Source organism: Phaeobacter sp. JH20_37 (assembly GCF_048056015.1).
Lineage (GTDB): Bacteria > Pseudomonadota > Alphaproteobacteria > Rhodobacterales > Rhodobacteraceae > Phaeobacter > Phaeobacter bryozoorum.
This window is the reverse complement of the sequence record NZ_JAYMWW010000006.1, coordinates 80,206-106,847: the sequence shown is the minus strand read 5'-3', so window position 1 is coordinate 106,847 and position 26,642 is coordinate 80,206. Positions and strand designations below refer to the sequence as shown.

Genomic DNA, 26,642 nt, shown 5'->3' with positions numbered 1-26,642 from the left:
CTTTCATAGGTGCGGCTCAGGGAAAACCCTCTGCTGTCGCGCAGCGTCCTCATCACCGTGGGCTTGGTTCTCGCCTTGCTCGCGGTGCAGTCCGTTCGGCTGGGGCGCGAGGTGCTGGTGCGTCTGGATGGCCTGTCAACCGCCGCCACCGACAGCCTGCAATGGACCCTGTCACAGGCCGAAATCGAACAGCTGAAACTGGAAAACGCGGTGCTCTCCGCCCGGAGTGAGCAGGATCTGCCTCAGGTCCGCCGCGAATTCGACATCCTCTACAGCCGGGTCGCCACCATCCGCGAAAGCCGCACCTTCAAACCGGTGCGGGACGAACCCGAAAACGCCCGGGTTCTGGCGCGGGTCATGTCGCGGATCGACCGGCTGATCACCTATATCGACGGCCCGGATGAGGTACTCCTGTTCGGGCTGCCCCAGGTGCGGGACATGCTGCGGGACAATCGCGCCGATCTGCGTGTTCTGGCGCTGGCCGGGTTGACGGAACATGCCCGCACAACCGAGGAAAAACGCCTCAACCTCTTTGCGATCCTGTCACGGCTGGCGTGGGTGGTCCTCGCGCTCTGTGTGGCGCTGGGGCTGACGGCATTGATGATGGGACGGCTTTACCAGCGCGGCAAGCGGCTGGCGGAGCGCACACGCTTTGCCGTCAGCCGGATGCGCGCCATGATCACATCATCGCTGGATGCCATTCTGGTGGTTGGTGACGACGGGCGCATTCAGGAGGTCAACGGCGCCGCCGAGACGATCTTTGGCTATTCGCGGGGCGAGGCGACGGGCGCCGATATGGCGGATCTGATTGTCCCCGATCACCTGCGCGACGCCCATGAGCAGGGCATGCAGGCCTATCGGTCCGGGGCGACGCCCAAGGTCATCGGGCAGGGGCGTATCCAGCTGGAAGCAAAGCGTAAATCCGGCGAGGTCTTTCCGGTGGAACTGTCGATTACGGCCAGCCAGTCGGCAGAAGAAACCGTCTTTGTCAGCTACCTGCGCGATATTTCTGACCGCATCGCCGCGGAGGAGGCGCTGACGCGCGCCCGCGACGAGGCGCTGGCCGGTGAACGGGCAAAGGCGGATCTCCTCACGGTGATGAGCCACGAAATGCGGACGCCGCTTACCGGTGTTCTGGGCGCGGTTGAGCTGCTGGACGGCACGCCGCTCACCGCTGATCAGCGTGAATACCTGTCGGCGATCCGCGACTCCGGCGATCGCCTGATGGCCCATGTCAACGACGTCCTGCAGCTGTCACACTTGGAAACCGGCGTCGAATATGAACATCAGCGCATCTTCGATCTTTGCGATCTGGTGCAGGAACTGGTCGATACCCATCAGGCCGTGGCGCGCCGCGGCCGCAACGATCTCAGCCTGCATTGCAGCCTTGGCCCCTGTGACGAAGTCCTCGGCCGCCCCGTCGCTCTGAAGAAGGTGCTGGTCAACCTTGTTGAAAACGCGTTGCAGTTCACCACCGATGGCGCGGTGTCAATCGACGTGCTGCGAGTGAGGGGCAGCGATACCGTGGAGATCTGCATTGCCGACACCGGGGCTGGCATCGCTGAGCATGATCTGGACCGGATCTTTGAAGATTTCATCCGGCTGGACGCCAGCTATGCGCGCAGCAGCGAAGGCACCGGTCTGGGTCTTGCGATCACCCGTCGTATCGTGGTGTCGATGGGGGGCGAGATCACCTGCGAAAGTGAGCTGGGGGAGGGCAGCCTGTTCACCATTTCGCTGCCACTGCCGGCCTCGGACGGGCGCGGGCGGATCGGTCAGGCGACCCCCGATACGCCGCTGATTGCGAATGCGGAACAGACGTCTCCGCAGCCCGGCGATACAGCCGCGGATGAGGCACAGTGCGCGCGGATCCTTGTGGTCGAAGACAATGAAATCAATCGTATTCTTGTCGAACGGATGCTGATCACGCTTGGGCATGAGGTGGTGCTGGCCGAGGGGGGCGCCGAAGGGGTGGAGGCCGCACGGCGCGAGGATTTTGACCTGATCCTGATGGACATCAGCATGCCTGAAGTAGACGGGATCGAGGCCACCCGCCGCATCCGCGCCGAGGCGCTGGCGGAGGGCACGCAGATTGTCGCGCTGACGGCCCATGTCGGGCAGCAGGATCACGCACGAATCCTGGCAGGCGGGCTTGCCGAAGTGGTCACCAAGCCGGTGAGCAAGCAGGCATTGGCAGAGGTGATTTCACGCCGCGCCAGAATGCAACGCAGCGCCGCAAAAGAGGTCGCCGGACAGCCGCCCGCACAGCTGCCTGCCGCGCCTCCCAGCCAAATGCCCATGGCGCAGCCTGCACCGCAGCCAGCCGAGGGGCAATCGGACATAACGCAATTTTTTCATGCACTTGGTGCTGAACGTGGGGCGCAGTTCCTGCACGGCTACAGTGGCGAGGTCGATCAGTTCCTGACCGATCTGCGCGCGGCAGATGAGCTGGGGCAGGCGCACCGGCAGGAGGCACACAGGCTCGCTGGTTCCGCCGCGGTGCTGGGCTTTACCGCGCTGCGGGAGGCTCTGCTGACGCTTGAACATTCGGAGATGGACGCCATGCCCGATCTGATGCCCCTCATGGCCGAGTGGGAACAGGCGAGCGCGGAAATCGGTGGATATCTTCCCGGCAAGGCGGCCGGCTGAGCAGCCGCGTGCAAAAGCAAAAACGGCGCGCCGCTGACCCAGAAGAGGTATTGGCGCGCCGAGACATGTAACACCGGCTATCAGGTCATGAGATGCCAGCCCATGCGGGGCTAAAACCGGCGGGATTTGGCCAGACGGCGTTTAGACCGGCGGCTTACCCTTGAGTGCGCGCATGACCATGGCCACGACGAACAGCACCAGGAATATGAAGAACAGGATCTTGGCGATGCCTGCCGATGCCCCGGCGATGCCGCCAAATCCGAGTAGGGCCGCGATCAGCGCCACGACCAGAAATGTAATTGCCCAACCAAGCATTCTCTCTCTCCTCCAAAAGGTTAGTCCACGATCCGCAGATGAGGAGACAACGTTTCAGCTTGCGAATTGTTCCCGGCAGGTTTGCTGGCCCCCTTGCGCCGCGGCGTCAGCCAGCTCTTGATCATTGACGCCGAAAACGGGCGAAACAGCACGGGCCAGGGGTAGGTGCCTATGTCGGCAAGCTCCAGTTCAGCCTCAGCCCGGGTGCCCATCAGAACCAATGTGCCAGACCGCGCCGCAATGATCTCGTCCAGTTTCAGCTGGTCGATCTGTGCGCTGCCGACCTCGGCAAAGACCACGGCCAGAGTGTGGCTCTTGCAGATATCCGGCATGGCCGCGTCAATCGACGGATGGCACAGCACCTCGGCGTTGGTCTCGCATTCATGAATTGTATCTGAGATATCGCAGGTGGTCAGATGATCCTGTGTTGCAATGATATAAATTGGGGTTTCCGCAGCGGTCGTATTGACCGGAACATCGTCTTGCATAAGCTGATAGACCTTCGTTTCGTGCATTCTGCGCCGAATTCAGCCTGCTCGCATTAATCTGTGACATACCATTTAGGGAATAATCCAGTGTCGACCACCGATTGCAAAGATTGTCCCCTGCGGCATCGTGATGTGTTCACGCCGATGACGGAGCAGGAGCTGGCGTTTACCCAAGGGTTCAAGACCGGCGAACTGGTTGTCGATCCGGGCACCACGATCCTGCTGGAAGGGTCAAACAGCCCGCAGCTCTACACCGTGCTAAAAGGGATGGGGACCCGCTACACCACGTTGGAGAATGGCCGTCGGCAGGTGATCAACTTTATTTTTCCTGGTGATTTCATTGGTTTGCAGGCCGGTCTTATGGGGGAGATGAAACATTCGGTCGAGGCGACAACAGCAATGACGCTCTGCGTGTTTCGCCGGTCCGAGACCTTTCGCCTGTTTGAACAGAACCCGGCGCGGGCCTATGATCTGACCTGGATCGCCGCCGTGGAGGAGCATTTCCTCGGCGAGACCATCGCTTCGCTCGGGCAGCGCGACGCTTCGCAGCGGATTGCCTGGGCGCTGGTGAAAATCTACCTGCGGCTGCGCGCTGTCGGTCTTGAGGTCGGCAATACGGTTCCGCTGGCCTATCGTCAGCAGGATCTGGCGGATGCCCTTGGTCTGTCGCTGGTCCACACCAACAAGCGGCTTAAGGTGCTGCGGGATGCGGGCCTTGCCGAATGGCAGAATGGGCTCTTGTCGATCACGGATCTTCAGGCGCTGGCAGACCTGGCGCTTGTCGATCTGGAAAAACCCGAAACGCGCCCGCTGATCTGACCGATCAGCCGCCTGGACGAGGGCAGGGTGCGGCGCCTACAGCGACCGCAGCAGCTTTCGAACCCTACCTGCCATTCTCCCGATCAGAAGATGAAGTCTTCTTCCTCAAGCTCCTGATCGGACTGGATCGTCACCAGTCTGGTTCCCTCATCAAGCTCAATATTGAAACTGGTCTGCCCGTCGGAATGGCTCAAGGCTGCCATCAGGGCTTGGGGATCGGCGAAGAAAGAAGTCAGAGCAGAGACATCAATCTGATCAGCGTCGCCGTTTTGCCCAAAGTCGGTGATCTGCACTGACCCGGTATCCGCCGTCACGGCAAAGACGTCGTTCCCTGCGCCGCCGGTCAGAACATCATCACCCGCGCGGCCATTGAGGATATCATCGCCGTCGCCGCCATTCAGGTAGTTGTCCGCATCGTCGCCACGCAATGTGTCATCGGCGGTGCCGCCCAGAATGTTTTCAATGCGGGTGTAGCTGTTGTGGTACTGATCCGTTCCCGTGTTGAGATCAATGTTGAAGCCATAGCCGCGAACATCTGAATTCGCGATGTCATAGGTATCGCTCCCCGCACCACCATCAAACACGTCGCCGGTTCCGTCGTCAAAACCCGCGCGCAACGTGTCGTTGCCGTGGCCGCCCCGCAGGATGTCCTTGCCGTTGCCGCCGTCGAGCACATCAGCGCCATACCGCCCGGAAAGCGTGTCATTGCCATTGCCGCCATGCAGATAGTTGCGCGAGCCGTTGCCAAGCAACCGATCATTCGTATCGCTGCCCAGAATGTTCTCGATACCCGAGTAGGTATTGCCGTATTGATCCGTGCCATCTCGGAGATCGATATTGAACCCATAAACGCTGACATCGGAATTTGCGATGTCATAGGTATCTCTGCCCGCGCCACCGATAAAGACATCGCCGGTGCCATCGTCAAAACCGGCACGCAGGGTGTCATCGCCAGTGCCGCCGTCCAGGGTATCCTTGCCGCCCTGGCCGTCCAGCAGATCATCGCCCGCCCCTCCGGAAAGCAGATCATTGTCATTGCCGCCGATCAGGATATCTGCACCATCGCCGCCGGCGCCGGGCACCCAGTCATCAATCTGCGTGGTCAGGCTGCCATCCGGGTCAGCCACCGGCAGCTGCGTCGGCAGGTCGGCTGCAAAAGACGCGAAGTTCGGCAGCCAATGGCCAGGCCCGATGTTGGCGCCCATTTCCGCAGCATAAGTTTCGGTCCATTCCACAACATTCGAATAGGCATGATAAAAGGCCGGGTTCTCTGTTTCGGCAAACATCGCCCAATAGCCATAGGCCGAAGAGATCGCGATACCAGCCGAATGCGAAAACCCGACCCCCGCATCCAGACGTGCACCTTCGGTATCGAGCAGCTCTTCAAGCGAACCATCGGTGACGCTCTGCAACATCTGGGTATGGATGTCGTCAAACAGCGCCGTATCTGTTTCTCCCGCAATCACATGGGCATAGGCCGAGAGCGAAAGCGACGAAAAGAAATCGCCCTCATCAATTTCCGTCTCCCCGGATACATTCGTATCCGACTGAATTTGCTCAAACATCTGCATGTAACGCGCTTCAGCCGGTGCATCGTTTTGATGCTGGGCGTATTGGATCAGATTTGCGATCTGCCAGTTTGCATCGCCGTAGGAGCCCGTACCCGCATCGGATGTTCCGGCTTCAATGCGCTGGGACAGCCGGGCCTCCAGTTCGGCGGCAAAATGATCACCGGCAGGTGCCAGGTTGTCGATGCCATTGTCCTGAAGCTTGGTGTCCAGTTTCAGCAGCCACGCCCAGCCATAAGGGTCGTTATGGGTAAGGTCGATTTCGCCCTGCACGTCCTCGGCGGAAAAACAGTCATCGGCAAAGGCCTGCAACCCGGCTTGATCACCTGTGGCCTCATAGGCCGCAACATTGGCCAGATGGGCATGCACGCTGGAATGCCAGTCAACCGAGCCATTGAAAATCGGCGCTGTGGCATGACCCCGTGCGTCAAGATACCGGTCGGCCAACGCATCAAAGGTGGTCAACAGCTCATCATCGGCATCGCCATTGAGGTAATCCGTCTCCAGCACAGGATCACCCGGGTCGGTAACACCGTCGTCAGGATCGGAGGTGTCTCCTCCGGCTTCCTGCCAGGTGGCACCGGTTTCGCTGACAACCAGCTCCAGGTCCTGCTGGCTGACTTCGGCACCATTCGCATCCGTCCCGATGACAGAGATTTCATAGATATGGTCCCGGTCCAGATCCCAGACCTCTTCGTAGTTGGGCGTGAACCAGCTCTGATAGGAGACATCGCCGCTGTCAGGATCAACCAGGAATATCGCGGCGTCCTGCCCCGTCAGCGTGTAGGTTACACCGGCAGCGTTTTCCCCCTCCCAGACGCCTGCACCGGGGTCTTGCTGATCCGAGCCGCCGTTGCCAGGATTGGGGATGTCGCCAGTGGCGTCCTGCCAGGTGGCACCGGTTTCGCTGACAACCAGTTCCAGGTTCTGCTGGCTGACTTCGGCACCATTCGCATCGGTCCCGATGACAGAGATTTCATAGATATGGTCCCGGTCCAGGTCCCAGACCTCTTCGTAATTTGGCGTGAACCAATCCTGATAGGAGACATCGCCAGTGTCAGGATCAACCACGAATATCGCAGCGTCCTGCCCGGCCAGCGTATAGGTGACGCCAGTTCCGCCAGTTCCGCCAGTTCCGCCTGTGCCTGTGCCTGTGTCGACATCAGGCGGAGGTGTGTCGGGGCCTGTGCCACCGCTGCCGGTATCACCGCCGCCGAATTCGGTCGGACCTTCGCCGGTGTCGGTACCGGTCAAGGCGCCAGACAGCCCAAGATCCGCCGCTGTCAGGGGTGTTTCATGCTGGATCGTGATCACCAGCTCCCCACCGGTGACATTGAGGTTCAACGTGGTCTGATAGGGGCCGAAGGTCATGCCGGACGACACCGCCTCCGCTGAACCATAGCCGGTCAGATCCGACAGATCGATCATATCCGCAGCGCCATTTGCGCCGAAATCGGTGATCAACAGGCGGCCCGGCACGTCTTGGATCAGAAAGATATCGTCGCCATCGCCGCCGGAAATTGTATCGCTGTCGCCGCCACCGGAAAGCAGGTCATTGCCGCTGCCGCCGCTCAGCAGGTCATCTCCGCTGCCGCCCAGCAGCGTGTCGTTGCCAACACCTGCGGTCATCGTGTCGCTGCCCGAGCCGCCTTCTGCATAAAACGACGAACCGGCCAGGGCGCCATCGACAATATCATCGCCCGCATCCATGAAAATCCGGTCGGAGTCTTCGAACGTACCGATGAACGCGATGTCGTTTCCGTTCCCGCCATGGATCTCATCATTGCCTTGGCTGCCGGCCAGCACGTCATTGCCGTCGCCGCCATAGACAGTGTCGGTGCCAATGCTGCCAATCAGATGGTCGTCACCACTGCGCCCAAAGATAAGATCATCACCGTCGCGGCCAAAAACATGGTCATTGCCCGCGCCTGTGTCGATCACATCATTGCCGTATAGCCCCTCGATTTCGTCATCGCCGTCACCGCCTATGAGGGTATCGTCGCCGTGCCCCCCCCGCAGCGTGTCATTCCCGCTGCCGCCGACAAGTGAATCATTGCCCGCATCTCCGATCAGGCTGTCGTCGCCCCCCAGCCCAACGAGCGTATCCGCGCCCGCCGTGCCCATGATCGTGTCTGCGTTGACTGTTCCTCTGACGGGGTTCACCGGATTTACGGGCATCATCTTTCCTTCGTACAACGGAAATCGTGAATTAACGGATTTCAAATCGTCTAGCACGAAAGCAGGGCATCAATAGATTTATGGAGAAAATTGGGCCAAATTGCCCGGAAATGGTTAATAATAATGATCAATGTTTAGCTAAATTTTTCTAGAAAACCCGGACTGTTTCCAGAACGCGCCCAATCCATTTGATCGGCCCGAGCTGATCAGTCCGCTTGCGTCTTCAGGGGCAGAACAGATGGGGACAATGGCTTAGCAGCGCTTGCAGGCGGGTGCTGGAACTTGGGGTGGAAACAGTGCTACACGGCGCCGTCGGTGCTACAGTCTGTAGCGCCGCACCCGATAACGGGGCTGAATCGGGCCAGATCGAGGGAAACGGTGACAATGGAAAACTCGAAAAACCAAGAAGAAAAAAGGTTTTCCGAAGTTCGGAACGCGGCGCGTCTTTCCGTGGCGCCCATGATGGACTGGACCGACCGCCATTGCCGGTATCTGCACCGGCTGCTGAGCCGTGAGGCGCTGCTTTATACCGAGATGGTAACGGCACCTGCCTTGGTGCGGGGCGGGGCGTTGCATCTGTTGGACTTCAGTGCCGAAGAGCATCCGGTGGCGCTGCAACTGGGTGGCTCTGACCCGGAGGAGCTGGCGCAGGCTGCCGTGTTCGGCGCCGAGGCGGGCTATGATGAGATCAATCTCAACTGTGGCTGCCCGAGCGACCGGGTGCAGTCGGGGGCCTTTGGCGCCGTGCTGATGAAAACGCCGGATCTGGTGGCCGATTGTGTTGCTGCCATGCGGGCAAAGGTCGATGTCGAGGTGACGGTGAAATGCCGCATTGGCGTTGATGACCAGGACCCGCAGGAGGTGCTGCCTGCCTTTCTTGAACGGATCGCGGCAGCGGGCTGCGAGCGGGTGACGATCCACGCGCGCAAAGCCTGGCTAAAGGGACTGAGCCCCAAGGAAAACCGGGATATCCCGCCCCTCGACTACGAGATCGTGCATCAGATGAAGGCGGAATTCCCGCAGCTGCATATCTCGCTCAACGGAGGGGTCGCACGTCTGGAGGATGCGCTTCTGCATCTGGAACGGGGCCTTGACGGCGTCATGATCGGTCGCGCCGCCTATCATCAGCCCAGCGATATCCTGTCACAGGCGGATCCGCTCATTTTTGGCAGCGGCAGTGGAACCGATCCGGTCGCGGTTGTCGGGCAGATGCTGGGGTATATCGACGATCAGATGGCGCAAGGTGCGCGGTTGCATCAGATCACCCGGCATATGCTGGGGCTGTTTGCAGGCCGTCCGGGGGCGCGCAATTGGCGGCGGGTGCTGTCCGAAGGCGCCAGCCGACCGGGCGCAGATACAAGGTTGGTGGAGACCGCCCTGGAGCAGGTGACGGGCCTCGCGGCCTGATCCACCGGCGCGCGGAGGGGCAGGGCGCGGATCCACCGGCGCAGCCCTGCGACCACGGGTCACCGCCACAAGCTGCTAAGCCGCACGAATTCCTGAGACAATTTTTGCCCGCCCATGCTAGGGGATGGGAATGTCAGCGCAAGACAGCCGCCCATATCCGCTGCGGATGGGGGCGGTCTGCGGCCGCTGATCCGGGTAAGAGGAGAGCCGCCGATGTCAGCCCTGACAACCAGTCTTGTGACCACTGCCACCCTCTGGCCGGAGCCTGCCGTGCTGGCGCAGATGGCCGGTCTCTTGATCGTGACAGGCGCGGTGGCCGGGGTTCTGGCGGGCCTGCTGGGGGTTGGCGGCGGCATCGTTCTGGTGCCTGCGTTTTTTTACGTGTTTCAGACGCTGGGCTATGGGGGCGACCAGCTGATGCAGATGTGTCTGGCAACGTCTCTGGCTACGATCATCGTGACCTCTCTGCGCTCGGTGATGAGCCACAACAAGAAGGGTGCCGTGGATTGGGACATCCTGCGCGGCTGGGGGCCGGGAATTGCCATCGGCGCCATCGTCGGAGTCACCGTTGCGGCGTCTTTGCGGTCAACCACATTGCAGGCGCTGTTTGGCGTGCTGGCGCTGGTGATTGGTTGTTACATGGCCTTTGGCCGCTCCGATTGGCGGCTGGGCAACGAGATGCCCAAGGGCGCGCGCCGCATCATCCTGTCCCCCATGGTCGGGTTCCTGTCGGTGTTGATGGGCATCGGCGGCGGCAGTTTTGGCGTGCCATTGATGAGCCTGCATGCCACGCCCATTCACCGGGCTGTGGCCACGGCGGCGGGCTTTGGTGTCATCATTGCAGTGCCGTCGGTGATTGGCTTTCTGTTCCTGCCGATTGATCCGTCGGCGCGCCCGCCTCTGACGCTGGGGGCGGTCAATATGGTTGCCTTTGTGGTGGTGATCGCGATGACGCTGATCACCGCTCCCTGGGGGGTGAAGCTGGCCCATGCGATGGATCCGAAACCGCTGAAACGGGTGTTTGCAGTCTTTCTGATCCTTGTCGCGCTTAATATGCTGCGCAAGTCTCTGGGCTTCTGATTTCAGGTATTGGTAAGGTTTTGCAATGGATTGGCAGCGGTTCTTGACAAAGGGGTGGTGTGATTTTCCGGCCCATGCTGCCACATTGGCCTGGGCGCGCCACGCCCGTCAGGCCGGGATCCGGGCCCTCAACGATCCGACCAATGCCGACTGGCTGCAATGTGAGGGCACCTGGTTCATCGGTGTTGACGCGCTGCCCAATGACGGGCGCGGCCAGCTGCCGGAGGGGCCGCCGCTGGCCGGCCCCGCCATCGACTTCATCAGCGCCCATCTTGGCGGCCTGCCGGATCTGCATCGCGCGCAGGTCTCCTCTGTCTTTCCGGGCTATCCACGGCCGCGCCCCGGTGAGGGGGAGGCGGCGCTGCGCTACCGGATCAACCGCGACGCGGCGCATGTGGACGGGGTGAAGATGTTCGGGGAGACCCGCCGCCGCCGGGTCGAGGAACCCCATGCCTGGGTGCTGGGGCTGCCGCTGAATGTCAGCAGTCCCGATGCTTCGCCGCTGGTGATCTGGGAGGGCAGCCATGTGATCATGCGCCGCGCCTTTGCAGCGCTGTTTCAGGGCGTCCCTGCGCAGCAATGGGGCGAAGTGGATGTGACCGACGCCTATACCGCTGCCCGCCGGGAGGTGTTTGACACCTGCCCAAGGATCACGGTTTCAGCCCGCCCCGGTCAGGCCTATCTGATGCACCGGCTGTGCCTGCATGGTGTCGCGCCATGGCCCGAGGGGGCCAGCGCCCCCGAAGAGGGCCGCATGATCGCCTATTTCCGCCCCGAGCTGGCGGATTGGACCCAGAGGTGGCTGGCGGAGGGCTAGCCGGGAAAGGTCAGCATCCCTGCCTGAATGTTTCGCGTGCGAAACAATGGGTCAGCAGTTATTCCGCATGATTTTCAGAAGGTTACCGGCGCGTGCGCAACCATTGGCGGGCAAAGGCCGAGCGCTGTCAGCCCGCTATCCGTTGCCGCGCGACATGTGCCGCGCGCCGCGTTAGCTGCGGTTTAGGCGGGCGCTGCGGCCGCCGCGGCGCTTGGTTAGCTCCTTGGCGCGGTCGGGCAGGGCTGCGAGCAGCTCGGCGCGTTCTTCGTTGCTCATCTTTGACCAGCGGGTGATTTCGTCGATGGAGCGATAGCAGCCGGTGCAGATCCGCGCCTCGGGGTGGACGACACAGATTTGGATGCAGGGGGACTGCACCTCGTCACGTTTCCAGACCTCGTCACTCATGCGTTTTATCCCGCCTTGATATGGCGCATGCGATCCAGCGCCCCTTGCAGGATATACGATGCGGCAACATGGTCGATCACCTCTGCGCGACGCTTTCGGCTCGTATCCGCCTCCAGAAGCGCCCTTTCGGCGGCGACCGTGCTCAACCTTTCGTCCCAGAAGCCGATCGGCAGTTCGGTCAGCTTGGCCAGATTGCGGGCAAAGGCGCGGGTTTTCTGGCAGCGCGGCCCTTCGGAGCCGTCCATATTGCGCGGCAGCCCCAGCAGCAGGGCGCCGACCTCGCGGGTCTTGACGATCTCGAACAGGCGGTCGGCATCCAGGGTGAATTTCTTGCGCCGGATGGTTTCCAGCGGCGTCGCCACGGTGCCCATACGGTCGGAGATGGCGACACCAACGGTTTTGTCGCCAAAATCCAGCCCCGCAATCGGGGTGAAGGCGGGGACGGCTGCGGCGAAGGCTTCGAAGTCGTCATGGATCATTGGGTCAGTCCTGCTTTTTTTGCGGCTTCGGTGATGGTGGCGAGCGCCTCTGGCATCTCGGCAAAGACCTCTTGTGCCTCCGCGTAGATCGCCTGCGCGCGCTCGGTCTCTTGCAGCACGGCAAGGGCGCCGATCAGCCGCGCCCATTCCTGCGGTGTGCCGCCGCTGTCGGCCAGCCGCTGCGACAGCCCCTCGACCATGCCGCGGATCATCTGCTGGCGTTCCTGCGCGCTCATCTCCCCGGCCGCGGCGATATCGTCCTGGCTGGGACCGGAGAGCGCCGGGGTTCCGCCGGGGGCCGGTCTGCTGCCGGGGGCGATCGGCGTATAGTCGACCCCGGCGCGATAGGCGATATCCTCGATCTGGGCGGAGATGGCGGTGATCCAGGGGGCGTCCTCAGGGCCCATGGCCAGGGTCTCGCTCCAGACCTCATAGGCGAGGTCCGGGCGGCCGATCTGCGCCATCATCAGCCCCCAGTAGTAGCGCGCGCCGCCATCAAAGCGGTTGAGCGTCAGTGCGGTGCGCAGGGCGTCCTCGGCCTCTGGGGAGACATAGCCGCCTGCGGCCATGATCTGCAGCTCTGCCAGCTCGCCGAAATCGCGCGCCTCGACGTCGCCGGACATGATGCGGATGTAGTTGGCCTTGGCCTGTGCGGCGGCGGCGAAATTGCCGAGGTTCGCCTCATGCTGGGCGAGCAGCGCCTGGCCCTGGGCGTCGTTGGTGCGGGCGGCGGCGGTTTCGCGCAGCTGATCGACCAGGGTCGCGTATCCGGGGTCCACCACGCGTTCGGGGCGGGCGGGGGCGTCGGCCTCGGCTTCGGCCTGCGAGGGGCGGCTGGCGGCGCGTTCGGCGGCGGCATCAATCCGCAGCTGCAGGCCCAGATCGCTGTATCCGGGTGCCCCGAGATTGGCATAGAGCAGATAGGTGCCGGCGCAGATCACAGTGGTCAGCACAACAGCGGTTGCGCCGGTCAGCAGGCGCGGCTGCGAGCGGCCGGTGGCGGCGGCCTGCGCCTGGGCATCGGCGGTCAGGATGCGGCGCGAAATCTCTGTGCGGACCCGTTCGGCGTCACCCTCCTGCAGCACGCCACGCGCCAGATCCTTGTCCACGTCGCGCAGCTGCTGGCGATAGACCTGAAGATCATAGGCCGCAGCAGGCGCGCCGCTGTCACGGCCCCGCAGTAGCACAAGGGACAGCAGAATGGCCGTGGCCAGCGTGATAAGACTGATGACAATCCAGAAGGTCATGGCGGCTCCCGCAGTTTCACACTCATGTATAGGGGCGCAGGCGCGGAAAAAAGGCCTAACTGCTGCGGCGCGCTGTCCCGGCTGGTCGGAGGGCCGCCTGCGCGCCAAAGCACAGGCAAAGCTCAGCCTACAGCTTCGGGCAAAGCGGCGGGCAAACCTGCTGGCAAATTGGCTGGCATAGCGGCGGCGGCGCGTCGTCTTTGGGTCCGCATGTCGCAACCATGCACGATTGCGACGATAAACGGCGCAGTCCGGGGCGATCTGTGGTGCATACCCGGTAGCAGTCTCGAACCACGGATTCGCCCATGAAACGTTATTCTGCCTTTGCTGTCGCGCGTGAGGCGCTGCGCTACCACACCGGATGGGAACGCGCCTGGCGCTCGCCTGAACCGAAACGCCACTATGATGTGATCATCGTCGGGGCCGGGGGGCATGGTCTGGCCACAGCCTATTTCCTTGGCAAGAATTTCGGCATCACCAATGTCGCCGTTCTGGAAAAGGGCTGGCTGGGCGGCGGGAATACCGGGCGTAACACCACCATCATCCGCTCCAACTACCTGCAGGATCCCTCGGCGGCGATCTATGAGAAGGCGCGCTCGCTCTATGAGACGATGAGCCAGGACATCAACTACAACGTGATGTTCAGCCCGCGCGGCGTGATCATGCTGGCGCAGACCGAGCATGAGGTGCGCGGCTACAAGCGCACCGCCCATGCCAATGCCCTGCAGGGCGTGCAGACCGAATGGATCGAGCCTGCGCGCGTGAAGGAGCTGGTGCCGATCATCAACCTCGAAGGGCCGCGCTATCCGGTTCTGGGCGGCCTCTGGCAGGAACGCGGCGGCACCGCGCGTCACGATGCGGTGGCCTGGGGCTATGCGCGGGCCTGTTCCAACATGGGTATGGACATCATCCAGCAGTGTGAAGTCACCGGCGTGCGCAATGAGAATGGCCGCGTGGTTGGCGTCGACACCACCAAGGGCGCCATCGACTGCGACAAGCTGGGCATGGTGGTTGCGGGCAATTGTTCGCATCTGTCGGACATGGCGGGTTTCCGTCTGCCGGTGGAAAGCGTGGCGTTGCAGGCGCTGGTGTCCGAGCCGATCAAACCCTGCATGGATGTGGTTGTGATGGCCAATACCGTGCATGGCTACATGTCGCAGTCCGACAAGGGCGAGATGGTCATCGGCGGCGGCACCGACGGGTTCAACAACTACACCCAGCGCGGATCTTTCCATCATATCGAGGAAACCGTGCGCGCGCTCAACGAGACCTTCCCGATGGTCAGCCGTCTGAAGATGCTGCGCCAGTGGGGCGGGATCGTGGATGTGACCGGGGACCGCTCGCCGCTGATCTCCAAGACACCGGTCGGCAATATCTTTGTCAACGCAGGCTGGGGTACCGGCGGCTTCAAGGCGATCCCGGGCTCTGGCTGGGCGATGGCCGAGCTGATGGCCACAGGTCATTCGCCGCTGGCCGAAGAGTTTTCGATGATGCGCTTCAAGGAAGGCAAATTCATCGACGAGAGCGTCGCCGCCGGTGTGGCGCACTAACGCTGCAGAATTCAATTTTACGGAGCAAGCACAATGCTGATCCTTGAATGCCCCTATTGCGGCGTCAAAGCCGAAGAAACTGAACTGGCCGCTGGTGGCGAGGCGCATCTGAAGCGTTTTGGTCCCGGCTCGTCGGATGACGAGTTTCATGACTATCTGTTCATGCGCGAAAACCCCAAGGGCGTGCATTTTGAGCGCTGGCGCCATGCCAATGGCTGCGGCAAGTGGTTTCATGCTGCGCGCTGCACCACCACGCTTGAGGTTTTTGGCACCTACAGCGCCCAGACCACCGAGCCGCCCAAGGACATTCTGGATGCGGTCACGGCCAAGCGTCCCGGCTGGACATGGCGGGATCTGAAATGATCGCCTGTCTGAACGTTACCTCCCTTTTCGTCGCCCTCTCTTGCGAAAGGTCCGCCACATGAGCACGCGCCTTGCCAAAAACGGCCGGTTGATCGACCGCTCCAAACCGATCGAATTCACCTTCAACGGCAAGCGGATGAAAGGCTATGCAGGCGACACGCTGGCGTCGGCTCTGTTGGCCAATGACCAGATGATGGTTGGCCGCTCGTTCAAATATCACCGCCCGCGCGGTCTGGTTGCGGCTGGCCCGGAAGAGCCCAACGCCCTTGTGGGTCTGGGCACCGGCGACCGGTTTGAACCCAACCAGCGCGCCACCACGACCGAGCTGTTCTCGGGCCTGTCGGCGCAGTCGCAGAACCATTGGCCGAGCCTTGAGTTCGACGTGGGCGTGGCCAATAACGCGCTGGCGCGGTTCCTGCCTGCGGGGTTCTACTACAAGATGTTCATCCACCCGCGTCCGCTGTGGAAACATGTCTACGAGCCGATCATCCGTCAGTCCGCCGGTCTGGGCAAAGCGCCCGACAAGGAGCTGAAGGACGCCGACACTTACGAGCATTTCTATTATTTCGTCGATGTGCTGGTGATTGGTGGTGGTGTTGCGGGTTTGCAGGCGGCCAAGGCTGCGGCGATGTCCGGTGCCAAGGTTCTGCTGCTGGAGCAGCACAACTATTGGGGCGGCCGCGCGCCGGTTGATGGCGGCACCATCGACGGGATGGAACCCGGCGCTTGGGTCGAGAAAACCCTCGCCGAGCTGCGGGGCATGGACAATGTGCTGCTGCGCGACCGCTGCATGGGCGCGGGCGTCTATGATCACGGCTATGCGCTGGGGTATGAGCGTCTGACCGATCATGCGCCGGGGCAGGGTGGTCCGCGCCACCGTCTGTGGCGGATCCGGGCCAGCCAGATTGTGACGGCGACCGGTGCGATTGAACGGCCTTTGTCCTTTGCGGGCAATGATGTGCCGGGCGTGATGCTGGCGGCTTCAATGCGCGACTATGCGGTGAACTGGGGGGTGACACCCGGCCAGAAAGTGGTTGTGGCCACCAACAATGATGACGCCTATCGCACAGCGATTGCGCTGCATGCTGCGGGTGTCGAGGTGGTGCGCGTGCTGGATGCCCGCGACAGCGGCGGCGGCGCGCTGATGGAAGAGGTTCGTCAGCTGGGCATCCGCGTCGAATGTGGCCGGGCCATTGCCAAGGTGAAAGGCGGCAAGCGCGTCACCTCGGTGGCGATCTGCGCCCAGAACGGCGAGGGCGGTGCTCAGGAGGAGGTCGAGGCCGATGCGGTCGCGATGTCCGGCGGCTGGTCGCCGGTGGTGCATCTGTGGTCCCATTGCGGTGGCAAGCTGGTCTGGGATCAGACCCATGCGAACTTCCGCCCCGATGCCACCCGTCCGCCGCTGGGTGCGGATGGCAAGGGTTTTGTGATTGCGGCGGGGGCTGCCAATGGCGCCGCTGGTCTGGCGGAGGCGCTGAGCGATGCGCAGGCCGCAGGCGAGGCGGCGGCGAAGGCTGCTGGCCGCAAGGTCAAGGCAGGCACCGCGCCCGTTGGTGATGCCCCGACAGAGACGGCGATGGAGCCGGTCTGGCTGATGCCTGCCAAGGCCGACATCAAGCTGCGGATGAAAACCTGGCTGGACTATCAGAACGACGTCAAAGTGTCGGATGTGCAGCTGGCCGCGCGCGAAGGGTTCGAAAGCGTCGAACATACGAAGCGGTACACCACGCTGGGCATGGCGACGGATCAGGGCAAGTTGAGCAATATCAACGGTCTGGCGATCCTTGCTGATGCGCTGGGGTCTGAAATCCCGCAAGTGGGCACCACCACCTTCCGTCCGCCCTATCACCCGATTTCGATGGGGGCGATCGGCGGTGAGGCCCGCGGGGATATCTTCCAGCCGCTGCGCAAGACGCCGATGTATGACTGGCACGACAGCAACGGGGCGGATTGGGAACCGGTTGGCCAGTGGCGTCGCCCCTACGCCTATGTTCGCTCCGGCGAGAGCGTGCATGACGCGGTGAACCGCGAGGTGAAGAACACCCGCGAGAACCTCGGCCTGCTGGATGCCTCGACCCTCGGCAAGCTGGTCGTCAAAGGGCCGGATGCGGGCAAGTTCCTCGACATGATGTATACCAACATGATGTCGACGCTGAAGCCGGGCAAATGCCGCTATGGTCTGATGTGTTCGGAGAACGGTTTCCTGATCGACGACGGCGTGGTTGCCCGGATCGAAGAGGACACCTGGCTTTGCCACACCACCACCGGCGGTGCCGAGCGGATCCATGGCCACATGGAAGAATGGCTGCAGACCGAATGGTGGGACTGGAAGGTCTATGTTGCCAATGTCACCGAACAGCTGGCCCAGGTCGCCGTCGTTGGCCCCAACGCCCGCAAGGTGCTGGAAAAGCTGAATGAAAAAGCGGGCGGCGGTATGGATGTCTCGAAGGAGGCGCTGCCCTTCATGGAATGGCGTGATGGGGAAATCGGCGGCTTCAAGGCGCGGGCCTACCGCATCTCCTTCTCGGGCGAATTGTCCTACGAGATCGCGGTTGCGGCCTCCGAAGGTCTGGCGTTCTGGACTGCATTGATGGAGGCGGGCAAGGAATTTGGGGTGATGCCTTATGGCACCGAATGTCTGCACATCCTGCGGGCCGAAAAGGGCTTTATCATGATCGGCGACGAGACTGACGGGACCGTTATCCCGCAGGATCTGGGGCTCAACTGGGCGCTGTCGAAGAAGAAAGAGGATTTCCTCGGCAAACGCGCACATTCCCGCAGCCACATGGCCGATCCCGACCGCTGGCAGCTGGTGGGTCTGGAAACCGTAGACGGGTCGGTCCTGCCGGATGGCGCCTATGCGGTCGGCAATGGTGTCAACGCCAATGGCCAGAAAAACACCATCGGGCGCGTCACCTCGACCTATTATTCGGCCAATCTGGGCCGTGGCATTGCCATGGGTCTGGTCAAGCATGGTCCGAAGCGGATGGGCGAGGTGATCGAGTTCCCTGGCACCGACGGGACAATCTACAAGGCCAAGATCGTCGATCAGGTCTTTTACGACAAGGAAGGGGAGAAGCAGAATGTCTGATCCTGTCAGCGCAATGAATGGGGCGAAATTCTCCGGTCTGGCACAGGTCGAGGACAGCGGGTTGCAGGGGATGATCACCCTGCGCGGCGATCTGGCCTCTGCCACCTTGAAGGCGGCGGTAAAGGCCACCACCGGGGCGGATGTGCCGACCAGCGGTCAGATCTCCCTGACCGAGCAGGGCGGTGTGGCCTGGATGTCGCCGGATGAGCTGCTGCTGCTGGTGCCTTACGGCGAGGTTGACGCCAAGGTGGCGGATCTGGCAGAGGCGCTGAAAGGCGAACATGCGCTGGCCGTCAATGTCTCCGACGCCCGTGGTCTGTTCCGCCTGTCCGGTGACAGCGCCCGCGAAGTTCTGGCGAAAATCTGCCCAGTCGATATGTCGGCTGAGGCCTTTAAACCGGGCCAGTTTCGCCGCACGCGCATGGCGCAGGTGGCGGCGGCCTTCTGGCTGGACAATAACGGTGCATTTCACATCGTTTGCTTCCGTTCAGTGGGCGGATATGTCTACAACTTGTTATGCACCGCCGCTCATCCACAATCTAAGGTAGGTGCGTTAACTGGTTAAGGCAATTTAGCCTTGTGGTGCGTTTTACGTGCAGGTAAAGTGCTTCTGGATTTCCGGGGGCACTTTTTACTTGGCTTTGTTGGTTCTTCACCATTTGTGATTCATGATCACCGCCAATTCGGGAGTTATCTGTCTGCTGCATAGCCGGGCTATGCTGTATTAACTGGTGGGAGGTTAATATGTTCAAGGTCGCTGACCTGCTGCTGCCAATTGCAAGGACGCTGGGCTTTGCTGCCTGCGTGGCACTTGGCACCGGTCTGGCGACCTCGGCGGCGGCGCTGGAAGGGATTTATACCTGCAAGGTGAAATCGCTGTCTGGCCGAGGGTGGATCCCGCCGCTGATCAGCCTGCGTTTCCACGATGAATGGTCGGCGGAAGTGGTGCATTCCGGCAATGTCAGTGCGCTGTCCGGCCGCCCGCTGAAGGCCGGGTTTTTCCGCATCAGCGATATCTCCTACCGGGTCAGCTGGACGGTCACCAGCGCCTCGGTCGGCAATGGGGCAAGCGCGGTGGAAACCCATTATCGCGCGGTGTTCAACACCCAGAACAAGAAACTGTCGGTAAAGGTGATCTCCGGTGGCGTCGGGGAGAAATCACCACGCGGCATCGGCCAATGCGCCCAGGTCACAAGTTAGCTGATGATGTCGCGGCTGCATCGTAGCGGCAATTCCATAGAAAAGACTTCACAACCTGCGCGCGATTGACGATATAGCGGCTGTATCCATTTCCTGAGAGCGCGAGCATTCCCGATGAAATCTTTGATCAGAGCCGCAGTGGCGGCCTGCACCCTATTTGCCGCAGCGCCCGTTGTCGCGGCACCGGTGACCTATGATTGCCAGATCACCTCCTATGAGAAATACGGATGGCTGTCGCCGCGTGTTCTGGTCTTTGTCGATCATGACCAGAAAGTCACGGGCGTGATGGATGGCGTTATTGCCAGCGTACAGAAAACCCCGATGATCGTGCCTTACGATCTGCGTTCCAAAAACCGGCTCAAGCTGAAGTGGACCGTCAATAATATTGATGCGCGTTCGGGGTCTGCCAAGGCAAGCTATTCGGCCACGATGGATGAGCCGCGTATGAAGCTGTCGATTACAGCGCGCGTGCATGGCTATGATAACCGTCCGTCCGGCAGCGGGCCGTGCACCCGCAGCAACGTCAAGCTGAGCAAGTAAGCCCGCAGTGCAGGATCCGTGGCCGATCGTCTAACGGCCTGCGGCGGCTGCCTCTTTTCGCGCTGACCGGGTTATTTTTTAGCTGTTTCCCCGGCTTGGCCTTGACCAATGGGGGCACCAGCCGCATGTATCTGCCTAGGAACGAAACAGACAATACAGGGGGCCCAGATGGCTTTTGAACTTCCCGATCTTCCTTATGCCCATGACGCGCTGGCATCCAAAGGCATGTCCGCAGAAACGCTGGAATACCACCACGACCTGCACCACAAGGCCTATGTGGACAACGGCAACAAGCTGATCGCCGGCACCGAGTGGGACGGCAAGTCCATGGAAGAGATCATCAAGGGCACCTATGACGCAAATGCCGTCGCCCAGAGCGGTATCTTCAACAACATCTCCCAGCTGTGGAACCACAACCAGTTCTGGGAAATGATGGGTCCGGGCGACAGCAAGATGCCGGGCGAGCTGGAAAAGGCTCTGGTCGACAGCTTTGGCTCCGTTGACAAGTTCAAGGAAGAGTTCTCTGCCGCAGGCGCGGGTCAGTTCGGCTCCGGCTGGGCCTGGCTGGTCAAGGACACCGACGGCGGCCTGAAGGTGACCAAGACCGAAAACGGCGTGAACCCGGTCTGCTTTGGTCAGACAGCACTGCTGGGCTGTGACGTGTGGGAGCATTCCTACTATATCGATTTCCGCAACAAGCGTCCGGCCTATCTGACCAACTTCCTCGACAATCTGGTCAACTGGGAAAACGTCGCTTCGCGCATGTGATCTTTTGGGATCAGTGATTGATCTTGGGCCTCGTCCGGTATCGGACGGGGCCTTTCTTTATTGCGCGGGGGCGGGCCGAGGGGGAACAAAACGCCTCTTTGGCGGTTGTGTTGGTGAACCCCGACAAAAATGGAGGACCGACATGGCAGACCGCGTGAGATCAAAGGATGGCCGTCAGGAAACCAAGGAAATCCTGGGCGCCGAGGGCAGCGTTTCGCATGGCGGGCGCACCGGTGGCCGACTGGCCCGGGAGGTGGCGACCGAGGACGAGGAAAAACGTGCCAAGGAACGCCCTGCCGGTGCGACACGGGTGACCAAATCCAACGAGCAGGAGGACCAATAATGGCTCAGCTAGACCACGGCACATATGTTCTGGTGACCGACAGCGAAAAGGCATTGCTGCTGCAAAACACCACCGATGCGCAGAACCCGCATCTGGAGGTGCGCCGCAAGGAGGAGCAGGACAATCCCTCCGATATCGAACAATCGGCCAACCGTCCCGGCCGGATGCACGACGGCGGTGTTGGCCACCGTTCGGCGCTGGATGATACCGACTGGCACGAGCTGGCCAAGGAGCGCTTTGCCGACGATATCGCAGAGCTGCTCTATGAGCGGGCGCACAAGGGTAAACTGGGCAAGATCGTTCTGGTCGCCTCGCCGCAGGTGCTCGGCAATCTGCGCGACAAGCTGCACAAGGAGGTGCAGGATCTGGTGCTGGCGGAGATCCCGAAGACGCTGACCAACCACCCGATCGACGAGATCGAGAAGATTGTTCAGCAGGAGCTGGCCGCCTGATCCCGGCGGTGTGCGCGAAACGCATTTATCTGGCAAATTCACAGACCAACGCGGTGCAGGAATGCGCCGCGTTATTTGTTGTCGAGATCAGCCGCGCAGCGCGGTCAGCGCATCCTCGACGCTGGTGACCCAGGTGAGCGCCGCCGTTGTCTCGGCCCCCGCGAACCCTTCGGCCACCACATGCTCCACCAGGGCCTTCAGCGGATCCCAGTAACCGTCGATGTTGAGGACCAGGATCGGTTTCCGGTGCAGGTCGAGCTGACGCCAGGTCAGCGCCTCGAACAGCTCGTCAAGCGAGCCGGCACCGCCCGGCAGCACCACCACGGCATCGGCGTTGTAGAGCATCACCTTTTTGCGTTCGTGCATGGTTTCGGTGACCACATAGGTGTTGAGGTCGGTCTTGGCGACCTCGCGGCGGACCAGATGTTCGGGAATGACGCCAAAGGTGCGCCCGCCCGCCGCCTGTGCCGCCCGCGCCACCCGGCCCATCAGCCCGACGTCCCCGGCGCCATAGACCAGCCGCTGGCCCTGTTGGGCAAGGCCGGTTCCGAGCGCCTCGGCGGCCTCGGCATAGGCCGGACGGATCCCATCGCGCGATCCACAATACACACAGACGGAATGAATACGCATGGCAGTCACCTTTTTTGTTGTGTTCGGCGGGGAAATAAGTCGTCCTTTGGTCCCTGATAGCGGCATTGTATGGCTGGCTCAAGCAAGCGGGGGGGACATCCCGCAGGATCGGACCCGAGGACGACCGGTGGAGGTCTTTTCGGGGTCGGAAGGGAAGGAATGGAATGACGGATGTAACGGGCAAAGGTGGCATATCCGCCATCGCCATCGGGGGCGCTGCTGCGGTGGTCGCGGTGCTGGGCGGGGTGGTTTTCCTGCAATGGGGCGGTGGTGAGCGCGGCGCGGGCGGCGATGGCTCCGCCGCCAATGGCGACAAGGTGGTGATCACGCCGAGCGTCTCCGCCTCAGATCGCAAGCTGGCTTCGCCCGAGGTGGGCAGCGATGCGCCCGAAGAGACGGTGGCAGAAACCGAGGTGACAGTGGCTGCGGCGGATGTGGCGGCACCGGCCGAGGTCGATCAGCCTGCGGGCGGTGAAGCGCCTGTCGAAGCGGCGCCGCGCGCGGATGCGGAGCAGGCGGCCGAGGCCGAGCAGGCGGCCGAGGTGGTTGTGGCAGGGGCAGCAGAGACCAGCGCCGTCGAGGCCGCGCCATCGGCAGATGAGACGTCTGCTGAAACACCCGCCGTGACGCTGACAGCCCCGCAGATGGATCTTGCACGATTTGAGACCGATGGCAGCGGAATGGTTGTCGGGCGGGCGACGCCGGGATCGGTGATCTCGCTGATGCTGGACGGTGCGGTGCTGGAGACGCTGACGGTGCCGTCGGATGGCAGCTTTGTGCTGTTCACCTCGGTTGCGCCCTCGGATCAGCCGCAGGTGATTTCGCTGACAGCCAGCTTGGGGGAGGCGGTTGCGGCCTCTGATGCAGAGTTCATTCTGGCACCTGTCGTGCCCGTCGCGCCGGTGCAGGTGGCACAGGCCGACGCGGTTGAGGCCCCGGTCGCCGAGGCGCCGGTGGCAGCGGATGTCGCAGCCGATGCGGCCGCCGAGGAAACCGCGACCGTGGCCGTTCAAAGCGAGGCTGCGCAGGCTGAGGCCGTGCAGAGTGAGGCGGTGGCAAGTGAGGCGGTGCAGGCTGAGGTCACGACCGCTGCAACGGAAACAGCTGAAGCCTCTCCTGTTGTGAGCGCTGCACCTGCCGCACCGGTGGCGGCAGAGCTGGCCGCAGAACCGGATGCAGATCCCGCAGATGTTGCGCAGGCTGCGGTGGACAGCCCGGCTGAGGATAGTGCGGTGGCACCTGCCGAGGTGGCGGAAACCACAGTCGAGATGGCTGAGGCCGCTGCGGCGGATGTGGCGCAGACCACAGGCCAGGACGCGCCAGCCGCCGCCGCACCGGAACAGGTGGCGGTGCTGCGGTCCGATGCCAGCGGCGTGACGCTGGTCCAGCCCCCCACGCCGCGACTGGCAGAGGCGCCCGATACCGTGGCGCTGGAGACCATTTCCTATGATGATGCGGGCTCCGTGGTGCTGAGCGGGCGGGTGCGCGCGGATGCGGTGGTGCGCGCCTATCTCGACAATGCGGCGATTGCCGATCTGCCGGTGGATGAGGAAGGCCGCTGGTCCGGTATTCTGCCCAATGTGGCGCCGGGGATCTACGCGCTGCGACTGGATGCGCTGGATACCGAGGGCAAGGTGCTGAGCCGGCTTGAAACCCCGTTCAAACGGGAAGCGCCGGAGGTGCTGCAACCGCCTGTCGAAACCGCAGCTGCACCCGATGCCGCCCCAACCGGCACGCAGCCTCAGGTGCGCCTGGTCACGGTGCAGGAGGGCGATACGCTCTGGGCGATTTCGCGCGAACGTTATGGCGACGGGCTGCTGTATGTGCGGGTGTTTGATGCCAACCGCGCGGCGATCCGCAACCCGGATCTGATCTACCCCGGTCAGGTATTCTCGGTGCCGGTGCAATAAGACGACTGTCGCCGCGCAAAGACCTGCGCAAAGGCCGGGATAATAGTCGGGCCAAAAGTCGGGATACGGCGCAGGGCCATGATGGCCAAATGGTCGGCACGGCCCTATGTCAGAGGTCTTGCAACAAGGACATGTGATGACGGACAGCGATATGACCACCGCGCAGGAGGAGCGCCGTTCCGGCCTGCGCACCCTGCGCCGCGTTTTTCCCTACCTGTGGCCAAAGGATCAGGCCTGGGTCAAATACCGCGTAGTGGCGGCGCTGGCGGTGCTGATCCTGGCCAAGCTGGTCGCGGTCTATACGCCGATGCTCTACAAGGGGGCGGTCGATAGCCTCGCGGGAGAAGGCGTGCCGCCTCTGGCGTTGGGGGCTGTTGGTCTGACGGTGGCCTATGGCGTGGCGCGGGTTCTGACCACCGGGTTTCAGCAGCTGCGTGATGCGGTGTTTGCGCCTGTTGGTCAACGGGCACTGAGGCGTCTGGCGCTGGAGACCTTTCGCCATATTCATCGCCTGTCGATGCGCTATCACATCACCCGCAAAACCGGCGGGCTGAGCCGGATTATCGAACGCGGCGTCAAAGGCGTGGAGTTCCTGCTGCGCTTTCTTCTGTTTTCCATCGGGCCTCTGGTGCTGGAGCTGGTGCTGGTTGCCGTCATCCTCGCGGTGCTGTTTGACATCTGGTATCTGGTCGTGGTGGCGGTCACTGTCGGGCTTTATGTCTGGTTCACCTTTGCGGTGACGGAATGGCGGGTGAAGCTGCGCCGCGAGATGAACAAGCAGGACACCGATGCCAACCAGAAGGCGATCGACAGCCTGCTGAACTATGAGACGGTCAAATATTTCGGCGCCGAGGATCGTGAGACCGAGCGCTACGACGTGGCGATGCGGGCCTATGCCAAGGCCGCGCTGAAGACTGCCTATTCGCTGGCATTCCTGAACTTTGGCCAGAGCCTGGTGATCACCGGCGGTCTGGTGGTGGTGATGGTGATGGCCGCGATCGGCGTGCAGCAGGGTAATCTGACGGTGGGCGATTTTGTCATGGTCAACGCCTATATGATCCAGATCACCGTGCCGCTGAACTTTCTCGGGACCGTCTACCGTGAGATCCGTCAGAGCCTTGTGGATATGGGCGAGATGTTCGATCTGATCGAACAGGACCCGGATGTGAAGGATCGGGGGGATGCCAAGGTGTTGCAGGTCAACGGCGGTGCCATCACGCTGGAGAATGTGGAGTTCGGCTACGACAGCGACCGGCAGATCCTGAAAGGCGTGAGTCTTGAGGTGGCGGCGGGGCAGACCGTGGCCATCGTTGGGTCTACCGGGTCGGGCAAATCCACTATCGGGCGGCTGTTGTTCCGGTTCTATGATGTCACCCGCGGGGCCTTGCGCATTGACGGGCAGGATGTGCGGGATGTCACGCAAAAGAGCCTTCATGCCGCCATTGGCGTGGTGCCGCAGGATACCGTGCTGTTCAACGATACGATCCGCTACAATATCGCCTATGGCCGGGCCGGAGCCACGCAGGAAGAGGTGGAACAGGCCGCGCGGGATGCGCAGATCCACGACTTCATCATGCGGCTGCCTGAGGGGTATGAGACGCAGGTCGGCGAGCGGGGGCTGAAGCTGTCGGGCGGTGAGAAGCAGCGGGTGGGCATTGCCCGTACCCTGCTGAAGAACCCGCCAATCCTGCTGCTGGACGAGGCGACATCGGCGCTGGACAGCGACACAGAACAAGAGATCAAGGAGGCGCTGTCGCGCGCCGGGCAGGGGCGGACGGTGATCACCATTGCCCACCGTCTGAGCACGGTTGCAGAGGCCGACCAGATCATTGTGCTGGAACAGGGCGAGATCGCCGAGCGCGGCACCCATGACGAGCTGCTGGCCAGCGAAGGCCGCTACGCGCATCTGTGGCAGCGCCAGCAATCGGATCAGGACGCCGCCTGATCACCCTGCGGGGATAAGGGGGGTCTGCGGCGCGGCTAGCCGCTGACGTAGACCCCGTCCTTTGGTTTGTAGAAAATCTTTTGATTGTGCAGCCGCCCGAGCAGATCGTGGATCTGGCGCAGGCTGTCGGCGCGGTTGTGACCGGCGATGCCCTGCACGGTCTGACTGCTGTCAGCCAGTGCGTCCCGCGTGCGTTGCAGTGCGGTTTCGATCAGATCGACGTCGGCAATGGTGAGTTCGAACATATCGTTGAAATCGGGCATCTGATGGGTCCTCTCTGCTGGCGGGGCTGGCTGGAACCGCGCGGCTGTCTTCTGGCGCCCGGCTGGTGCTGCGGTCGGCGGAATGTCTTCAGGCTGGCCCAGCTGGCCGTTCATTACCACCAAAATATGCAGATG

General features: G+C 62.1%; 24 protein-coding genes. 16 read left to right on the top strand and 8 right to left on the bottom strand.

Features of this window, described 5'->3' with window-relative positions:
• Positions 1–9 precede the first annotated feature (9 nt).
• Entirely contained in the window at positions 10–2,649 is a 2,640-nt protein-coding gene (locus VWZ87_RS02695; protein WP_416534202.1) for an ATP-binding protein, read from the top strand.
• A 141-nt stretch (positions 2,650–2,790) separates the two neighbouring features.
• On the opposite strand, the gene VWZ87_RS02690 is transcribed toward VWZ87_RS02695, so the two are convergent.
• Together VWZ87_RS02690 and VWZ87_RS02685 are read right to left on the bottom strand one after the other, a co-directional pair.
• On the bottom strand, positions 2,791–2,964 hold the full coding sequence (locus tag VWZ87_RS02690; protein WP_340545865.1) for a DUF1328 domain-containing protein: 174 nt from the start codon (positions 2,962–2,964) through the stop codon (positions 2,791–2,793).
• A gap of 20 nt (positions 2,965–2,984) precedes the next feature.
• Entirely contained in the window at positions 2,985–3,452 is a 468-nt protein-coding gene (locus VWZ87_RS02685) for a hypothetical protein (protein ID WP_416534201.1), read from the bottom strand.
• 144 nt (positions 3,453–3,596) lie between these two features.
• On the opposite strand from VWZ87_RS02685, the gene VWZ87_RS02680 reads away from it, so the two are divergent.
• The gene (locus VWZ87_RS02680) at positions 3,597–4,271 is read left to right on the top strand and encodes a Crp/Fnr family transcriptional regulator (RefSeq protein WP_416534243.1); all 675 of its coding nucleotides are present in this window, start codon (positions 3,597–3,599) and stop codon (positions 4,269–4,271) included.
• Between the two features lie 83 nt (positions 4,272–4,354).
• On the opposite strand, the gene VWZ87_RS02675 is transcribed toward VWZ87_RS02680, so the two are convergent.
• The gene (locus VWZ87_RS02675; RefSeq protein WP_416547584.1) at positions 4,355–8,020 is read right to left on the bottom strand and encodes a DUF2891 family protein; all 3,666 of its coding nucleotides are present in this window, start codon (positions 8,018–8,020) and stop codon (positions 4,355–4,357) included.
• A 381-nt stretch (positions 8,021–8,401) separates the two neighbouring features.
• On the opposite strand from VWZ87_RS02675, the gene dusA reads away from it, so the two are divergent.
• From dusA to VWZ87_RS02660, 3 genes are all read left to right on the top strand, one after another.
• On the top strand, positions 8,402–9,424 hold the full coding sequence (gene dusA, locus VWZ87_RS02670) for a tRNA dihydrouridine(20/20a) synthase DusA (RefSeq protein ID WP_416534199.1): 1,023 nt from the start codon (positions 8,402–8,404) through the stop codon (positions 9,422–9,424).
• 213 nt (positions 9,425–9,637) lie between these two features.
• On the top strand, positions 9,638–10,504 hold the full coding sequence (locus VWZ87_RS02665) for a sulfite exporter TauE/SafE family protein (RefSeq protein ID WP_416534198.1): 867 nt from the start codon (positions 9,638–9,640) through the stop codon (positions 10,502–10,504).
• A gap of 25 nt (positions 10,505–10,529) precedes the next feature.
• Positions 10,530–11,321, top strand: coding sequence for a hypothetical protein (locus VWZ87_RS02660; protein ID WP_416534197.1), 792 nt, complete (start codon positions 10,530–10,532; stop codon positions 11,319–11,321).
• Between the two features lie 171 nt (positions 11,322–11,492).
• On the opposite strand, the gene VWZ87_RS02655 is transcribed toward VWZ87_RS02660, so the two are convergent.
• Genes VWZ87_RS02655 through ccmI form a run of 3 tightly spaced genes read right to left on the bottom strand, consistent with a single transcriptional unit; the run spans position 11,493 to position 13,452 of the window.
• Positions 11,493–11,726, bottom strand: coding sequence for a DUF1289 domain-containing protein (locus VWZ87_RS02655; RefSeq protein ID WP_340545858.1), 234 nt, complete (start codon positions 11,724–11,726; stop codon positions 11,493–11,495).
• A gap of 5 nt (positions 11,727–11,731) precedes the next feature.
• Positions 11,732–12,205: a Holliday junction resolvase RuvX gene (ruvX, locus tag VWZ87_RS02650; RefSeq protein ID WP_340545857.1), complete on the bottom strand. Its 474-nt coding sequence runs from the start codon at positions 12,203–12,205 to the stop codon at positions 11,732–11,734.
• Positions 12,202–13,452: a c-type cytochrome biogenesis protein CcmI gene (gene ccmI, locus VWZ87_RS02645; RefSeq protein WP_416534196.1), complete on the bottom strand. Its 1,251-nt coding sequence runs from the start codon at positions 13,450–13,452 to the stop codon at positions 12,202–12,204. Before ccmI ends, ruvX begins: the two co-directional genes overlap by 4 nt.
• A gap of 305 nt (positions 13,453–13,757) precedes the next feature.
• On the opposite strand from ccmI, the gene VWZ87_RS02640 reads away from it, so the two are divergent.
• The 9 genes from VWZ87_RS02640 to VWZ87_RS02600 all read left to right on the top strand — a co-directional run bounded on the left by VWZ87_RS02640 (position 13,758) and on the right by VWZ87_RS02600 (position 21,759).
• Complete coding sequence (locus tag VWZ87_RS02640) at positions 13,758–15,002, top strand: sarcosine oxidase subunit beta family protein (protein ID WP_340545855.1); 1,245 nt, start codon at positions 13,758–13,760, stop codon at positions 15,000–15,002.
• Positions 15,003–15,035: 33 nt separating this feature from the next.
• The gene (locus tag VWZ87_RS02635; protein WP_340545854.1) at positions 15,036–15,365 is read left to right on the top strand and encodes a sarcosine oxidase subunit delta; all 330 of its coding nucleotides are present in this window, start codon (positions 15,036–15,038) and stop codon (positions 15,363–15,365) included.
• Positions 15,366–15,423: 58 nt separating this feature from the next.
• A complete protein-coding gene (locus tag VWZ87_RS02630; RefSeq protein ID WP_416534195.1) occupies positions 15,424–18,456 on the top strand; it encodes a sarcosine oxidase subunit alpha family protein in 3,033 nt (1,010 codons plus the stop codon).
• Complete coding sequence (locus tag VWZ87_RS02625; RefSeq protein WP_416534194.1) at positions 18,449–19,021, top strand: sarcosine oxidase subunit gamma; 573 nt, start codon at positions 18,449–18,451, stop codon at positions 19,019–19,021. Before VWZ87_RS02630 ends, VWZ87_RS02625 begins: the two co-directional genes overlap by 8 nt.
• 179 nt (positions 19,022–19,200) lie before the next feature.
• On the top strand, positions 19,201–19,656 hold the full coding sequence (locus VWZ87_RS02620; protein WP_416534193.1) for a hypothetical protein: 456 nt from the start codon (positions 19,201–19,203) through the stop codon (positions 19,654–19,656).
• A 114-nt stretch (positions 19,657–19,770) separates the two neighbouring features.
• Positions 19,771–20,196, top strand: coding sequence for a hypothetical protein (locus tag VWZ87_RS02615; RefSeq protein ID WP_416534192.1), 426 nt, complete (start codon positions 19,771–19,773; stop codon positions 20,194–20,196).
• Between the two features lie 168 nt (positions 20,197–20,364).
• Entirely contained in the window at positions 20,365–20,964 is a 600-nt protein-coding gene (locus VWZ87_RS02610; protein WP_102896828.1) for a superoxide dismutase, read from the top strand.
• A gap of 142 nt (positions 20,965–21,106) precedes the next feature.
• Entirely contained in the window at positions 21,107–21,307 is a 201-nt protein-coding gene (locus tag VWZ87_RS02605) for a hypothetical protein (RefSeq protein ID WP_340545849.1), read from the top strand.
• On the top strand, positions 21,307–21,759 hold the full coding sequence (locus VWZ87_RS02600) for a host attachment family protein (protein ID WP_340545848.1): 453 nt from the start codon (positions 21,307–21,309) through the stop codon (positions 21,757–21,759). Before VWZ87_RS02605 ends, VWZ87_RS02600 begins: the two co-directional genes overlap by 1 nt.
• Before the next feature lie 87 nt (positions 21,760–21,846).
• On the opposite strand, the gene VWZ87_RS02595 is transcribed toward VWZ87_RS02600, so the two are convergent.
• Positions 21,847–22,389, bottom strand: a complete 543-nt coding sequence (locus VWZ87_RS02595; RefSeq protein ID WP_340545847.1) for a TIGR00730 family Rossman fold protein — start codon at positions 22,387–22,389, stop codon at positions 21,847–21,849.
• Between the two features lie 164 nt (positions 22,390–22,553).
• Here VWZ87_RS02595 and VWZ87_RS02590 point away from each other — a divergent pair, with 164 nt between their 5' ends.
• Both VWZ87_RS02590 and VWZ87_RS02585 read left to right on the top strand, forming a co-directional pair.
• Positions 22,554–24,299, top strand: coding sequence for a LysM peptidoglycan-binding domain-containing protein (locus VWZ87_RS02590; protein WP_416534191.1), 1,746 nt, complete (start codon positions 22,554–22,556; stop codon positions 24,297–24,299).
• Positions 24,300–24,435: 136 nt separating this feature from the next.
• Positions 24,436–26,244: an ABCB family ABC transporter ATP-binding protein/permease gene (locus tag VWZ87_RS02585; RefSeq protein WP_416534190.1), complete on the top strand. Its 1,809-nt coding sequence runs from the start codon at positions 24,436–24,438 to the stop codon at positions 26,242–26,244.
• Between the two features lie 35 nt (positions 26,245–26,279).
• Here the strand turns inward: VWZ87_RS02585 and VWZ87_RS02580 are convergent, their stop codons facing one another.
• Complete coding sequence (locus tag VWZ87_RS02580; protein ID WP_416534189.1) at positions 26,280–26,507, bottom strand: hypothetical protein; 228 nt, start codon at positions 26,505–26,507, stop codon at positions 26,280–26,282.
• Between the last annotated feature and the right edge of the window lie 135 nt (positions 26,508–26,642).